Origin of the sequence: Nocardia sp. 348MFTsu5.1, assembly GCF_000383535.1 — a bacterium.
Classification (GTDB): domain Bacteria; phylum Actinomycetota; class Actinomycetes; order Mycobacteriales; family Mycobacteriaceae; genus Williamsia; species Williamsia faeni.
The window spans coordinates 291230-303997 of the sequence record NZ_KB911509.1 but is presented as its reverse complement, the minus strand read 5'-3'; the positions used below and the strand labels follow the sequence as shown (position 1 = coordinate 303997).

12 protein-coding genes and 2 tRNA genes are annotated in these 12768 nt (G+C 64.6%); 4 read left to right on the top strand and 10 right to left on the bottom strand.

The annotated features are described in order from the left end of the window. Positions 1-31 precede the first annotated feature (31 nt). Both H290_RS0101400 and H290_RS0101395 read right to left on the bottom strand, forming a co-directional pair. Positions 32-913, bottom strand: a complete 882-nt coding sequence (locus H290_RS0101400) for a TauD/TfdA family dioxygenase (RefSeq protein ID WP_020104964.1) — start codon at positions 911-913, stop codon at positions 32-34. 36 nt (positions 914-949) lie between these two features. Continuing rightward, positions 950-1939 (bottom strand): quinone oxidoreductase, encoded by a 990-nt coding sequence (locus H290_RS0101395; protein WP_020104963.1) that lies wholly within the window; start codon positions 1937-1939, stop codon positions 950-952. A gap of 153 nt (positions 1940-2092) precedes the next feature. On the opposite strand from H290_RS0101395, the gene H290_RS0101390 reads away from it, so the two are divergent. Then, positions 2093-3097 carry an AraC family transcriptional regulator gene (locus H290_RS0101390; protein WP_020104962.1) on the top strand — a complete coding sequence of 335 codons (1005 nt, stop codon included), beginning with the start codon at positions 2093-2095 and terminating at the stop codon, positions 3095-3097. A gap of 122 nt (positions 3098-3219) precedes the next feature. Here the strand turns inward: H290_RS0101390 and H290_RS0101385 are convergent, their stop codons facing one another. From H290_RS0101385 to H290_RS0101365, 5 genes are all read right to left on the bottom strand, one after another. Beyond that, on the bottom strand, positions 3220-3951 hold the full coding sequence (locus H290_RS0101385) for an FAD:protein FMN transferase (RefSeq protein ID WP_020104961.1): 732 nt from the start codon (positions 3949-3951) through the stop codon (positions 3220-3222). Continuing rightward, complete coding sequence (locus H290_RS0101380; protein ID WP_020104960.1) at positions 3948-4442, bottom strand: FMN-binding protein; 495 nt, start codon at positions 4440-4442, stop codon at positions 3948-3950. Before H290_RS0101380 ends, H290_RS0101385 begins: the two co-directional genes overlap by 4 nt. Positions 4443-4457: 15 nt before the next feature. Further along, the gene (locus H290_RS0101375; RefSeq protein WP_020104959.1) at positions 4458-5831 is read right to left on the bottom strand and encodes a ferric reductase-like transmembrane domain-containing protein; all 1374 of its coding nucleotides are present in this window, start codon (positions 5829-5831) and stop codon (positions 4458-4460) included. A gap of 92 nt (positions 5832-5923) precedes the next feature. Further along, entirely contained in the window at positions 5924-7279 is a 1356-nt protein-coding gene (locus H290_RS27495) for an LLM class flavin-dependent oxidoreductase (protein ID WP_020104958.1), read from the bottom strand. After that, the gene (locus H290_RS0101365) at positions 7276-8361 is read right to left on the bottom strand and encodes an LLM class flavin-dependent oxidoreductase (RefSeq protein ID WP_020104957.1); all 1086 of its coding nucleotides are present in this window, start codon (positions 8359-8361) and stop codon (positions 7276-7278) included. Before H290_RS0101365 ends, H290_RS27495 begins: the two co-directional genes overlap by 4 nt. Here H290_RS0101365 and H290_RS0101360 point away from each other — a divergent pair. Then, a complete protein-coding gene (locus tag H290_RS0101360) occupies positions 8360-9037 on the top strand; it encodes a nitroreductase family protein (RefSeq protein WP_020104956.1) in 678 nt (225 codons plus the stop codon). The two genes, H290_RS0101365 and H290_RS0101360, sit on opposite strands and share 2 nt — an antisense overlap. Positions 9038-9253: 216 nt before the next feature. Here H290_RS0101360 and H290_RS0101355 read toward each other — a convergent pair whose 3' ends face one another. The 3 genes from H290_RS0101355 to H290_RS0101345 all read right to left on the bottom strand — a co-directional run bounded on the left by H290_RS0101355 (position 9254) and on the right by H290_RS0101345 (position 12410). Continuing rightward, on the bottom strand, positions 9254-10438 hold the full coding sequence (locus H290_RS0101355; RefSeq protein ID WP_028462632.1) for a lipase family protein: 1185 nt from the start codon (positions 10436-10438) through the stop codon (positions 9254-9256). 147 nt (positions 10439-10585) lie between these two features. After that, entirely contained in the window at positions 10586-11032 is a 447-nt protein-coding gene (locus H290_RS0101350) for a TIGR03618 family F420-dependent PPOX class oxidoreductase (protein WP_020104954.1), read from the bottom strand. After that, the gene (locus H290_RS0101345) at positions 11022-12410 is read right to left on the bottom strand and encodes a chloride channel protein (protein WP_020104953.1); all 1389 of its coding nucleotides are present in this window, start codon (positions 12408-12410) and stop codon (positions 11022-11024) included. The genes H290_RS0101350 and H290_RS0101345 overlap by 11 nt, the downstream gene beginning before the upstream one ends. Positions 12411-12571: 161 nt before the next feature. Here H290_RS0101345 and H290_RS0101340 point away from each other — a divergent pair. Beyond that, positions 12572-12644: transfer RNA gene (locus H290_RS0101340), tRNA-Glu, on the top strand. Positions 12645-12675: 31 nt separating this feature from the next. After that, a tRNA-Asp gene (locus H290_RS0101335) sits at positions 12676-12749 on the top strand. The last annotated feature ends 19 nt before the right edge of the window (positions 12750-12768 follow it).

Here is a 12768-nt window from a genome sequence, read left to right as displayed (position 1 = left end):
GGGCTGCAACAAGATTGGGTCGAACGAGTGTTCAGAAAGGGCGATCGCCCATGATGGCCGCGCGTTCCATGCGGCGGACGGCGGGCCAGTAGTCCTGCACCGCGTAGTGCTGGGTGCAACGGTTGTCCCAGATGGCAAAACTGTTGGGTGTCCACCGCCACCGCACCTGGAACTCGGGGATCGTCGCCTGGCTGATCAGGTAACGCAGGAGATCCGCCGCGCCGGGGGCGTAGTCGATCCCGAAGCGCACGTTCTCCGGGGTGTGGAAGTTGGTGAAGTGCGTGGTGAACGCATTGACGAACAACGCTTTCTCACCGGTTTCCGGGTGTGTACGAACCACCGGATGCTCGGCATCGGGGAACGCGCGATGAAGATCCGCGCGCTTCTCGGGCGTCATCGCGGCACCGAAGGAGGACTCGATGCTGTGCCGTGCCCGCAGACCTGCGATGCGCTCCTTGATGTTCTCGGGCAAGCGCTCGTAGGCGGCGACCATGTCCACCCAGATCGTGTCGCCACCGACGGCCGGACCTTCGACGCACCGGAGCACCGAACCCATCGGCGGGTTCTCCCGCCAGGTGGCATCACAGTGAAAGGCGTTCTCGTAGTGCTCGGCCGGGCTGTCGAGCTCTTTGTAGATGCGCACGAGGCCGGGATGGTCGGGGTCGGAGCCCGCCATCGGGTGGTCCTCCAGCGTGCCGAATCGCTCGGCGAGCGCCACGTGATCGGCCCGACTGATCGGCTGGTCGCGCACGAACAGCACCTTGTGCTCCAACAGAAGGGACCGGAACTGCTCGAACAGTCCGTCGTCGTGCGCGACTTCGGCGAGGTCGATGTCGAACAATTCGGCGCCGAGGGTGGCGGTCAAGCGCTCTGCGCGGATCACTGTCTGTGATGTTCGGGTCGCTGCGGTCATGGCGTTACCTCGAATTTCTGGTTGCTGGGTGGGTGATCAGACGGTCAGTACGGACGAACCGACGCTGATGCCGGCTTCGAGATCGGTGTGCGCGCGGACGGCGTCGGCGAGCGCGTAGCGCTGATTGATCTCAACGGTGATGCGGCCGGCGGCGACGTGGTCGAACAGTTCACCGGCGAGCTCGGCGCGTTCGGCGGGGTCCGCGATGTAGTCGGCGAGGGCGGGGCGGGTGACGAACACCGAACCCTTGATCGCGAGCTGCATGGCATCGATCGGCGGAATCGGGCCGGATGCGGTGCCGAAGCAGACGAGCAGGCCGCGGCGGGCGAGGGAGTCCAGCGAGGATCCGAAGGTGGTCGCGCCGATGCTGTCGAGCACCACCGGCACGCCCTTTCCGTCGGTGAGCTCCCGGACTCGCGTCGCCACGTCCTCGTCGCGGTATCGGATGACGTGGTCGCAGCCACGGGCTCGGGCGATCTCGGCCTTCGCCTCGGTCGAGACGGTGCCGATTACGTTGAGACCCAGCAGCTTTGCCCACTGGGTGACGATCTGGCCGACACCGCCTGCTGCAGCGTGCAGCAGGATCGTGTCGCCCGCACTGTAGGTGTGGATGCGGCGCATGAGGTAGGCGGCGGTGAGCCCGCGCATGGTCATGCCGGCAGCGGTCTCGAAGTCGATGGCGTCCGGCAGTGCGATCAGGTGCTCGGCGGGCATGACGCGCATGGTGCTGTAAGCGCCGAGCGGGCTGCCCGTGTAGGTGACGCGATCGCCGGGCGCGAACCCGGCAACGTCCGGGCCGACAGCCTCGACGACACCGGATGCCTCGACGCCCATGCCGGCGGGCAGCGGCGACGGGTAGAGGCCGGTGCGGAAGTAGGTGTCGGCGAAGTTCAGGCCAACAGCCTCGTGACGTACCCGCACCTCACCGACACCGGGTTCGCCGACCTCAACGCTTTCCCAGCGCAGGACCTCCGGCCCACCGGTCTCGTAGAAGCGAATTGCCTTGGCGTCCGTCTGCGTTGCCACTGTGTGTCCTTTTCTGCCTGCCTGCCGGCCGTTGTGCCGGATGTGATGTAGATGACATTACGGCGCTGGGGAGGGGGTAAACTATTCCTCGCGGGACGGAGTTTTATTCAAATCGGGACATGAGGAGATCTGCCTCACATCTATGGAGGTGTCGTGAAGCCCCTCGTGCGGTACGCCGCGTTGGCCAATTACGTCGAGCTGACGCGTACCCTCGGCGCCGACCCGGGAGCGCTACTGCGCTCGACGGGCCTGGACCCGGGCGGTGTCCGTTCGCAGGATCGGTGGGTGCCGGCGGAATCAGTCGTGGAGCTCCTCGAGCGCACCGCGTCGCAGACCGGGCGGCCGGACCTCGGCCTGCGGTTGGCGGAGCTGCGGCGGCTGTCGCACCTCGGCCCGCTCAGCCTGGTTCTGCGCGAGGAGCCCGACGTGCGCAGCGCGCTGCAAGTGCTGATCCGGCACGAGAGCATGTACAACGAGGTGCTGCACACCCGAGTGACCACCGCGGACGGAATCGCTTCTGTGCGGATCGATTTCGACCTGGGTACACGTCAGACACACCGCCAGTCCGTCGACCTCGCCGTCGGGGTGTTGTTCGGCCTGCTGCGCGGCTTTCTCGGCCCGGACTGGCGGCCGCTGGCAGTGTGCTTCGGGCATCCCGAGCCCGCCGACACCACAACGGCCCGGCGCATGTTTCCGGCCGTGGTGCGCTATGACCACGAGTTCGACGGTGTGGTGCTGTACGAAAGCGACCTCGACCGTCCCAACGCGATGTCCGACCCGCAGCTGCGGACCTATGTACAGCGGGTGCTCCCACCGGACGGCTCCGGTGACAAGCAGCCGCGGACGGCCGCGCGGGTGCGGGAGTTGATCGAGATGCTGCTCCCGACGGGACGGTGTTCAATCGAACAGATCGCCCGCAGCATGGGCGTCGACCGGCGCACCGTGCACCGCCGTCTCGCCTCGGAGGGCGCGACATTCACCGCCGTGCTGGACGACGCCCGAGCCGACTTGGCGCGGCACCTGGTCGAGGGCCGGCGCCACTCGTTCACCGAGGTCGCCGAGTTGCTCGGATTCGCTTCGCCAAGCAACTTCTCCCGGTGGTTCCGCGACCGGTTCGACGCCACTCCGCGGCAATGGCGCGCGCGGTCACCGCGCTGACCCGCAAGAACACCTGATCAGCCTGAACGCGCCGGTAGCGCTCCCCGGCGCAGAGGCACATGCTGCAGTCACAAGCGCACGTGCGAACTCGTGTTTGTGACTGAAGCGCGTGCTTCTGCCAGTCACAGCAACAGGAGGGTGTACGCACTCCATTCGGGGCGGTCGGTCATTGCAGCGGTGTCGACGAATGTTGCTGTGGCCCAGATGTCGGCCCACATCAGATCCGGACCGATGACCGTGGTCGACGAGCGACGTCGTACCGGCGCCCCGGTTCGCGGGTCGATGATGTGGTTGCCGCGGGCCACGGTGCCAGACGTCGCAAGGGCCCCGTCCACGACGTCGACGACGCGGGCGATGATGTCGGGCCGATTCGGGTCCTGGATGCCGATGCGCCAGGGACTCGCGAGTGCGGTGCTCCCTCGACCCAGTCCGCAGACGATGTCACCACCGGCGTTGATGGAGAACCCGATGTGGTCGATGCCGCGCAGGTGCTCGGCGGCGTCGCGGACGGCCCATCCCTTGACCAGGCCGGTGGGGTCCCAACCGCGGGTTCCGTCGGGTCCGAGGAGGTCGCTGGTGAAGAGTCCACCGGTCGCGCCTGTGGCTGCGCGGCAGAGCTTGTCGACCTTCCCGATCCAGGGGTCCAGGTCGGAGGCTGCGACCCGGCCGTGGCGCGAGCGCATCAGGTCGCTGTCGGGGCTATATGTACTGAACACCGAGTCGGCCCGACGGAGGTGGGTGAAGACCTGTTCGACGGCGTGCCTGATCTCCGCGCGATCGATGTCGAACGCGCGGACATGCACCGAGATCGGCATACCCATGATCTGTTCCACCCACGCGCGAGTCGTGATCATCCGAGCCTCGCCTGATCGATGGCAGATTGCAGACTCTGGATATAACCGTCGGAGGTGACAGTTGCACCCGAGACCATGTCGATGTCCGCGCTCTGCGACGTGACGGTCTCTTGTTCCAGGACCGGCACGGCTTCGGCGTTGATCTCCTGATCGCGGTGGTTGTTCTGTGGGTAGACCACCGCGGTGGCCGACGTGATCTGCCCGTCCGCCACGGCAATTCGCACCTGGACCGGTCCCCACCGGGTGTCGACACTGCTTCCGGTGTAGGTCTGGGCGGCCGATGTCGTCGTGTCCGTGGTGTTGGGGCTCGAGTCGCTCGACGGGGAATCGGTCCCGGCGGTGCCGGGCGCCGGCGTCGTGGGTGCGGTGATGGGTGCAGCGACCGAGGTGGCTGTGCCCGTGCCGACGCCGCTGTCGGTTGACGTGTGGTACGAGAAGAGGAGAACGAAGACGGTGGCAGTGACCAACAGCCACATGGTGATTCGACGCATTTCGGGTGATCCCTTTCAGAGCTCGAAGAGTTCGACGTGGATATTGGCGGCCGGCACTCCCGCGCGACCGGCAGCCTTGCTGAATGCGTGCACCCAGGCCGGCGGACCGCAGACGTAGACATCCCGGTGGCTGACGTCGGGACAGATCCCGAGCAGCGCCCGTGCGTCGTCCCACGCCGCAGCGGTCTCGGGTAACCAACTGGCGCGGCCGTGGATACGCCCACCGGCCAGCACATGGTGCTGCGCGCCGAGTTCATCGGCAAGGCAATCGATTTCGTGCGCGAGGATCGCCTCCGTGTCAGATCGAACCCGATTGATGATCATCACGTCGCCGGGCGCCTGGGGCAGCGACTCCAGGAGCGCCCGCATCGGGGTGATTCCGATACCTGCGCCGACGAGCAGCACCCGTTGGTTGGTGCGGGTCCCGGGGTGCATCCGACCATAAGGACCCTCGACGAGTACCCGTGTGCCGGGTCGTAGTGCACCCAGCGCGTCCGTCCCGTCGCCGACCCGAGCTGCTGTGAATCGGAGGGTTGACGAAGTGGGTGCGGCCGACAGCGAATACGGATGTGCCCGTGTCCATCCGGGTCCGTCGAGGAACCTCCATTGGAAGAACTGACCCCCTTGCGCGCGGAGGTGTTTGACGCCCGGGCCGCCGACGGTCACTGTGGTGGCGTCGGGACCTTCGGCACGAACATCGAGCACCCGGATCGGCTCTCGCGTCGACCTCCACAGTGGTAGTCCCAACCGGAATACCACCACAGCGGCGAGGCAGACGGCGTAGAGGGTCCACCAGAACACCGTGGAAACGGGGGAGGCGAGGAAGTCCTGGCCCGTCCATAGTTGGTGTGGCAGAGCAAGACCCGCGCCGAGGTAGGCATAGAGGTGGATCAGATGCCACGACTCGTACCGGAGGCGACGCCGCGCCACCCTGAAAGACGTCACCACGACCATGCAGAGCGCGCCGAATCCGGCGATCCCGAGCAGCATGCCGGGGTAGTTCAGGGTGAGGTCGACGATCGTGGACCAGATCAGGTGCGGCTGTGCACTGGCGTAGCCGATCACGATCAACACCACATGACCCAGTAGCAAGGTGAATGAGGTGAATCCGACAACCCGGTGCAGCCGGGTCAACTCATCCTGACCCCATGCCTTCTCTATCCACGGCACCCGTGCCATCAGGAAGACCTGGATCAGCAGTAGCGCTGACGCGACCAACCCGGTGAGTCGGCCCAGCGATGTGAAGCCGTCCGCGGCGGAGGTGAATTGCGCGAGGCCACCGTTCGAGACCCACAGGGCGATGACGAACATCGGGATCGCCCAGAGCCCGATGACCGACGCATCCCGCCACCATCGGGGCACCACACGAACCGGCGTGTCATATCTCATCCACCGAGAATGGCAGCGGTCCCGGCAATTCCACTGGCAGGAAGCTGTGGATCCGCTGTGACCGACTGCGCCAATCTGGTCGCAGCGCCTCGTTAGATGCCGGCGCCGATGCTGTAATGGTCCTTTGTGTGAATGTTCAAGTCCGGCAGCCGATGTGCGACAGGTGCCTGGAGCCCGAGGTTCTCGCGAAGTGTTGATCCCGGGTATGCGTCGGGATAGCTGCCCCGGTTCTGCAGTTCGGGTACGAGTCGGTTGACGACGTCGTCGAATCCGCCAGGCACAGAGTTGGGCGTGAGGTTGAGACCGTCGATGGCGCCGCATCGCACATAGTGCGTCAATTCGTCGGCCACAGAGTCCGGGGTGCCGACGAACTCGACGGTCTTGTTCAGGTGGGCCACCAATCCTCGAATCGACAGTCCGCGATCCTGCGCGAGCTCCCGCCACTGTCTCGCGGTGTGTAGCGGCCTATCACGGCTGTTGACAACTCCGTGGGTGGTCGTCTGGTCGGCCTTGACCGGATCGAATGCAGGTAGAGGTCCATCGATGTCATGGTCGGAAAGGTCGCGACCCCACACACTTTCGATCACCGCGATGATCCGCCGGTCGGTCCAGGTGTTCTCGTAGAACCAGCGCGCCTTGTCATGCGCTTCGGCTGTCGTGTCGCCCAGGGTGATGTGCGCGCCAGGGATGATCTTGATCTCGTCACGTCCTCGGCCGTAGGCGTGCAGACGACGGGTCAGGTCGCCGGCGAACTCGAGTGCCGGTTCCAGTGCGAGGTAGCGGGAGAACACTGCTTCGGCATGGCGGGCGGCAAAGTCGCGGCCCTCGTCGGATTCGCCGGCCTGGAACAGCACCGGATGCACCTGGGGGCTCTGTGGGACCGATGGCTGCGCAACGACGTCGTAGAAGTCGCCGTGGAAGTCCACCGACTGCTGATCCCAGAGCCGCTGTGCGATGGTCAGGTATTCGAGCGCGTGCCGGTACCGGTCTTCGTTGCGCAGGTATCCGCCCTTGCGGAAGTTCTCACCGGTCCAGGCGTTGTCGGTGGTCACCAGGTTCCAGCCGACTCGTCCTTCGCTGAGGAGGTCGACGGTGGCGATGCGCCGCGCCAGGTCGACCGGATCGCTGTACGTCGTATTCAGTGTCGCCACGAATCCGATTCGTTCGGTGACCGCTGCCAAATGCGAGTACAGAACCAACTGATCGGGGCGCCCAGTCACCACGGTGTCGGTGATCCGTCCGAGATGTTCGCGTAGACGTTGACTGTCTCCCAGGAAGATCGCGGTGAACAGCCCGCGTTCGGCTGTGCGGGCCAGCTGCGCGAAACTTTCGAACTGGTAGTAGATTTCCGGGCTTTCCGCCTCGTCCCACACGTAGTTCGGCCCGAAGGGAAAGAACCCGTTGAGATGCAGTCTGGCGTCCGGTCGCTGATCGTCCGAGGTGGTCATCGACGCGCTCCCGTCTCCTGTAGATGTGTTGTGGCGTAGCGGCTCCGCGGCCGCGGAAGCCCGAACTGTTCGCGCAACGTCAAGCCGGGTCGTGGTCTTCGGAGTAGGCCTGAGGCTTCGAGTTCGGGCGCCACGTCGCGCAGCAGCGACGGGAGCTGCGCATCGGGTTCGGTGGGGTAGAGCACAACTCCGTCGACGTGATGGCGCAGCCGATCAAGCAGCGCCGGGATCGTGGAATCGTCGCTGCGGCAATGTAACCGCTGCTCATCATGGATTGCGGACTCGCTGCGGTCCGAGACAACGATCTCGGCCAGCACGCGGGCTGTGCCTGCACTGCGAGCGCGTTCTGCTGCCCCGATCAGTTCCAGCTCGGTCCCCGCTGACACCAGTGCGACATCCACGCCGGCCGAACCCAGATCAACCGGTGCGAATACGGGCGGCTGCCCTTGCACCGGCCGCGGCATCAGCGCCGGACCTCTGATATCGAAGAACTCACCGGTGCCGTCGATGTAGTGGATCTTGTCCGCATCGAGGAATCGACCACTACGAGCGTCGGCGAGCAGGGCGCCGTCTTCCCACGAATCCCAGAGCCGGCGGGTGGTGTCGATGACTGCCGCGGCCTCGCGTTGCGCGGTGCGGATATCGGGTGCCGAGGTCGAAAAGGCTTGTGCCCATGAGGTGGAGATATCGATTGTTGCAATCCAGCCCGCCCGGCCGTTGCTTCCCCGATCGAGACTCGAGAGTTGATTGGAGACGTGGAATGGTTCGGCGTGGGTGGTCGGTATTGCCGCAACCAGGCCGATCGCGGAGGTCAGTGCCGTCGCGTAGGCCGCAACCTCGACGGCGCTGAGCAATTCGTGTTCTGTTGTCGACTCCGGATCGCGCGCGCCGAAGACCAAGAAGTTCAGTCCAGCCGCTTCCGCCGTCTGAATCCGGTCGGCGAGTAAGCCGGGACTGGTTCCGCCACTGCGCAGTGAGAGTCCGACAAGCAGTGAGCCCGCACCGTTGGACCAGTTTCCCGAGACCCCAAGACCCCGTGCCTCTTTCGTTGTGGGTCCGGTGTGAGTAGTGTTCGGTGCCATGTCAACTTCTCCGTCCATTCGTCCATCTGCCGAACCCGATTCGATCGGGCTTCTCGAGGCACTGCAGAGCACCCCTGCGCGCCGATACCTGTCCGAGAGGCCGATCCCGGAGCACGTGCTCTGGGATGTGCTCGATGCCGCCACTCGGGGGCCGACCGGAGGCAACCGTCAGGCCTGGGGGTGGGTTGTCGTCACCGATCCCGCGATCAAAGAACAGGTCGCTCAGTGGTATCGGGAAGGCTGGCAGCGCGCCTACGGGCCTCGGCGCGAGGAAGTGTTGGGTGCGGCCCCGTCCGATACCGGGCTCAGTCCTGCGGCCTATCGCGCAACCGAGCACCTGGCCGATCACATTCAGGAGGCGCCCGTGTGGGTTATTCCGGTGTTGCGCAACGCCGCCGACTCGCAGGATCCGCGACTGGGAGCGTCGATTTACGGTGCCGTACAACAGCTCACCCTGGCAGCCCGCGCCCACGGACTCGGCAGCACCCTGACCAGTTTTCATGTCGCGCACGAAGAGGAACTGCGGACGTTGCTCGGACTGCCCGCCGACGCGCTGAGCATGGCGCTCATCCCGCTGGGCTACCCGGCTCGGGGCAGGTGGGCACAACCGAAGCGGCAGCCGGTCGAAGCCGTCGTGCACTGGAATACCTGGGGCGAAGTTCGACCCCGCGAATAGATTGCCGGTACCGCTCAGCGTTCGGGGCGCTGTGGGTCGAGCGCTGAGCGTGTTGCACATCTGATCAGGTTTACCAGGCAGTTGTCAGGCACGGTACCCAGAGTTTCGCTGCTGCAGACGATTTCGTCACCAGGACGCGCTGGCCTGCGGGTCAGCGTCGTTGTCGGTTTGAATCAATGAGATCGCAACTGGAGAGTCATCCGCCCGTGCGGGCGATCAACCCAGAAACGGGAGACCCCACGGCCCGCGAGAAACGGACTCGTCGGCGAACATGGCATCGCCGAACTCGTTCGGCACGCCGGGCGGAGTGATCGCGGTGATGTAGTTGTGCGGTAGGTGGTCGTTGATGGAGACCTGGAACGGTATCCATCGCAGAACGCTGAATTGACGGGCAGCAAATGCCAGGAAGGATTCGATCACCCGCAATGGGTTTGAGGCCTGGGTGCTGTTGGGCACATCGGCCCAGCCGTCACCGATCCGGTAGCGCCGCTCGGATCCGAAGTGCGCGAACTCCCCGGACACGGTTGGGGGAAGCTGCGGGACCGGATCGCGGTCGTACACATAGCGGTACACCATTGGCCCGAGGTCAGGGCGCCGTTCCGATGCGCGTGCCAATGCTGGTTCACCGATCATTGGTGCGCCGAATGTGTAGGTGCCCTTCAATTTTGATGCGATCTCGGAATAGGGTTCCAGGGTCCGCACCATGACGGTGAGCATCGACGCCATGGCGCCGCCGAGGCTGTGGCCGGTGATGTACAGGGTCTCCATCCGGTTCGGCATCGGGCCGGCCGAGTCCGAGGCTGACGTCGGTGCTTCGTCGGAGTGGTCGTCGGATTCAAATCGGGATTGCGGTGGTGGTCCTGGACGGATCGACTCTCCTCGGAGCGCTCGGTTGAGTGCTTTTGCTATCTCAAACCGAGTCGCGCGCACATTGCGGTAGAAGCCGGCGTGGACGTCGTATTGGCGTGCTTCTTCGGTGGGGTCGTCGGGGTTGTCGAAATCGATCGTGATCTTGTCCGGATAGACATCGGCATCGGTCAGCCAACTGACCAGGTTCGTCGGTTCGGTTCCTCGATAAGCCAGAATCACGACGCGGCCGTCTGCGCTTTGGATGAGGTAGGCGGTTGACCTGATGAACATCGCATCGACAGTCATCTCGATTCCCAGCCACTGGCTTTCCGGCAGCCCCATCCTCGCCATCATCGTCGCTATGGTGGTGCCGTCGGAATACGCGTACCCGGACGCCACGGCAAGGGCGTGGGCGACAACCGGGTCCCGGCCGGGCTCGGGGGCAACGAGTTTGTCCACCAGGTCGGCGTAGACCGGGAAGGTGCTCGAGGTCGAGGGCATAATCGGCCGAAGATCGTCCAACGTTGGGCCGACTCCATGCGCGATCGACATTCTTCGAGAATATGACAATCGAGTTTGTGCGGCCGGTGTTTCAATAACTCTGACAAGAGCGTGGCGCGTAACAAAAGCTACGAATGCTCAATACCTCTGCGCAACAACCGTTTATCTGGCCAATTGTTTGGCATCGCCGGCCCGGGTTCAGTTGCTGTACACACGTTCCACGCGTACGAACACCAGAGCCCGGCCCTGCTCGGCCATCACGCGGTCGTACTCGTCCCAATCATCATGTGTCCCACCGGCAGCGACGAATACCTCCCGACGAAGCGTGCGCAGACGCTCGTCGTCGAGCCATGGCTGCGGATCGTCGGGACCGGCAATTTCGGCAACGCCTTCCACCGTGGCCCACTTCCAGCCCTGCTGGAAAGTGGTGGTGACCTGTGGGCGGGCGCGCAGGTTCTTCAGCTTGACCTTTCCGTAGGTGACAAAAGCCAGGACCTGTTCCTTGGTGTTCGGGTGGGGAAGAAGTCCGACATTGACCATCGACGCCTGAATTGTTCCATTCTCGCGCAGGGTGGCGACCACGGCGAGACCGTTGTTCTCACGGGCCAGGGCCACCGCATCTTCGAGGGTGTGATCACTGGGCATTTTCAGCCTTCTTCTTGACGGCGGGAACCGAAGCCGGGAGTACGTTGATCAATACGAAAGCAACCGCGACGGCGACGACCACCTGCGGGGTCACCGTCACGCCGTCTGCGCCGAGCAACACGACGGCCAGGAGTGCGGAGGTCAACGGGAGCCGCAGCATCGCCGCACACATCGCGCCGATACCCATCCCGACGGCCGGCGCCAAGCTCATGCCCGGCAGTCCGCTCATCGCAATGCCGAGGACGGCGCCGACGAACATCGCCGGGAATACCGGTCCGCCGCGGAACGCACCGAGTGAGAGTCCGTACATGAGTGTCTTGCAGCCCGCCAGCAGGATCAACACCCAGACCGAGTAGTCGGCGGCATGCTCGACCACCAGCGGTAGCGCGTCCTGACCGGAGAACAACACCTGGGTGAAGCTGTTGTCCGAGACGAGCTGATACACCATCGCGGTGAGGCCGATCAGCAGGCCGAGAACCGCCGTCACGAGGATCCGGTTCACATGCACGATCGGGCGCAGCGACAGGCCCAGACTGTGGATGAGCCAGCCCAGAACCGCTGCGATCGCACCGACGACGACGGCCCAGGCCAGTGTTGCCACCGTGGGGTCCGGCGCCGGTGGAATCGAGGTCAGTGACAGAGAGAACGTGCCGAGTCCGGTCCAGTCGTCCAGACCGATGAAGACAAGCGCACCGATTCCGGAGGCGAGGAGACCCGGCACTGCCATCAGACTCAGTGTCGCGCCCCCGATGCCCGCGATTTCCATGATCAGGAATGCGGCGAGAAGGGGCGAACCGAGCAACGTACTGATCGCAGTGAAACTGCCGGCTGATGCCATGATGACGACCGCCATCGGTGGCGCATCCTTTTTCACCAGATGGACGGTCAACGCGGCAAGACCACCGCCGATCGCGATCAGTGGTGCCTCGGGACCGAGGACTGCACCCAGACTCAGTGTGGCAAGCGCCGCGAGGATGATCCCGGGGAGTTCCTTGTCGACTGGGGGACCCGCGTCGTTGTGGAAACCGAAAGCCGGTGAATGTCCGCCGTTGCCCGGCAAATATCGGACTGTCAGTGCGGTCAGGAGCCCACAGAGGACCAACCACGGAACCGGCCACCACGCGGGTGTGCCGCCGCTGAACACGTCCTCGGGAAGGTCGTCGAACACGAACTTCTGAATCTTCGATACCGCTGCCAGAAAGCCGTACGCAGCGAACGAAATCGGGATGCCGAGGATTGCGGCCATGACCAGTGCCACGAAATAGGGTTTCGACCGCATGACAGCGAGGGGGTCGACCGGTGGCGATTGACTGGGTGCTTGCTTGGCGTCGGGCGGATCAGCGCGTGATGAGCCTGCCGGACTCTGCGAATCGGTCACGGTGATCAGTGTCGCCGATCTGGACCGGAATGGTTGGATGATCCCTCAGTGTCACGATGGCGGCGAGCGAGCATCTGGGATATTCCGCAGGTCACGGGCCCGATTTCTCACATTCGGTTTCTGTGTCATATGCTGAGTCCGCTCCCATACGGGGAACACCGGCCCCCTTCGTCTAGCGGCCTAGGACGCCGCCCTTTCAAGGCGGTAGCGCGGGTTCGAATCCCGTAGGGGGTACGCATGCCATTGACACCGGCAAGCACAGCAAGGCCCTGTGGCGCAGTTGGTTAGCGCGCCGCCCTGTCACGGCGGAGGTCGCGGGTTCGAGTCCCGTCAGGGTCGCAAGTAATTGCGACTAGGT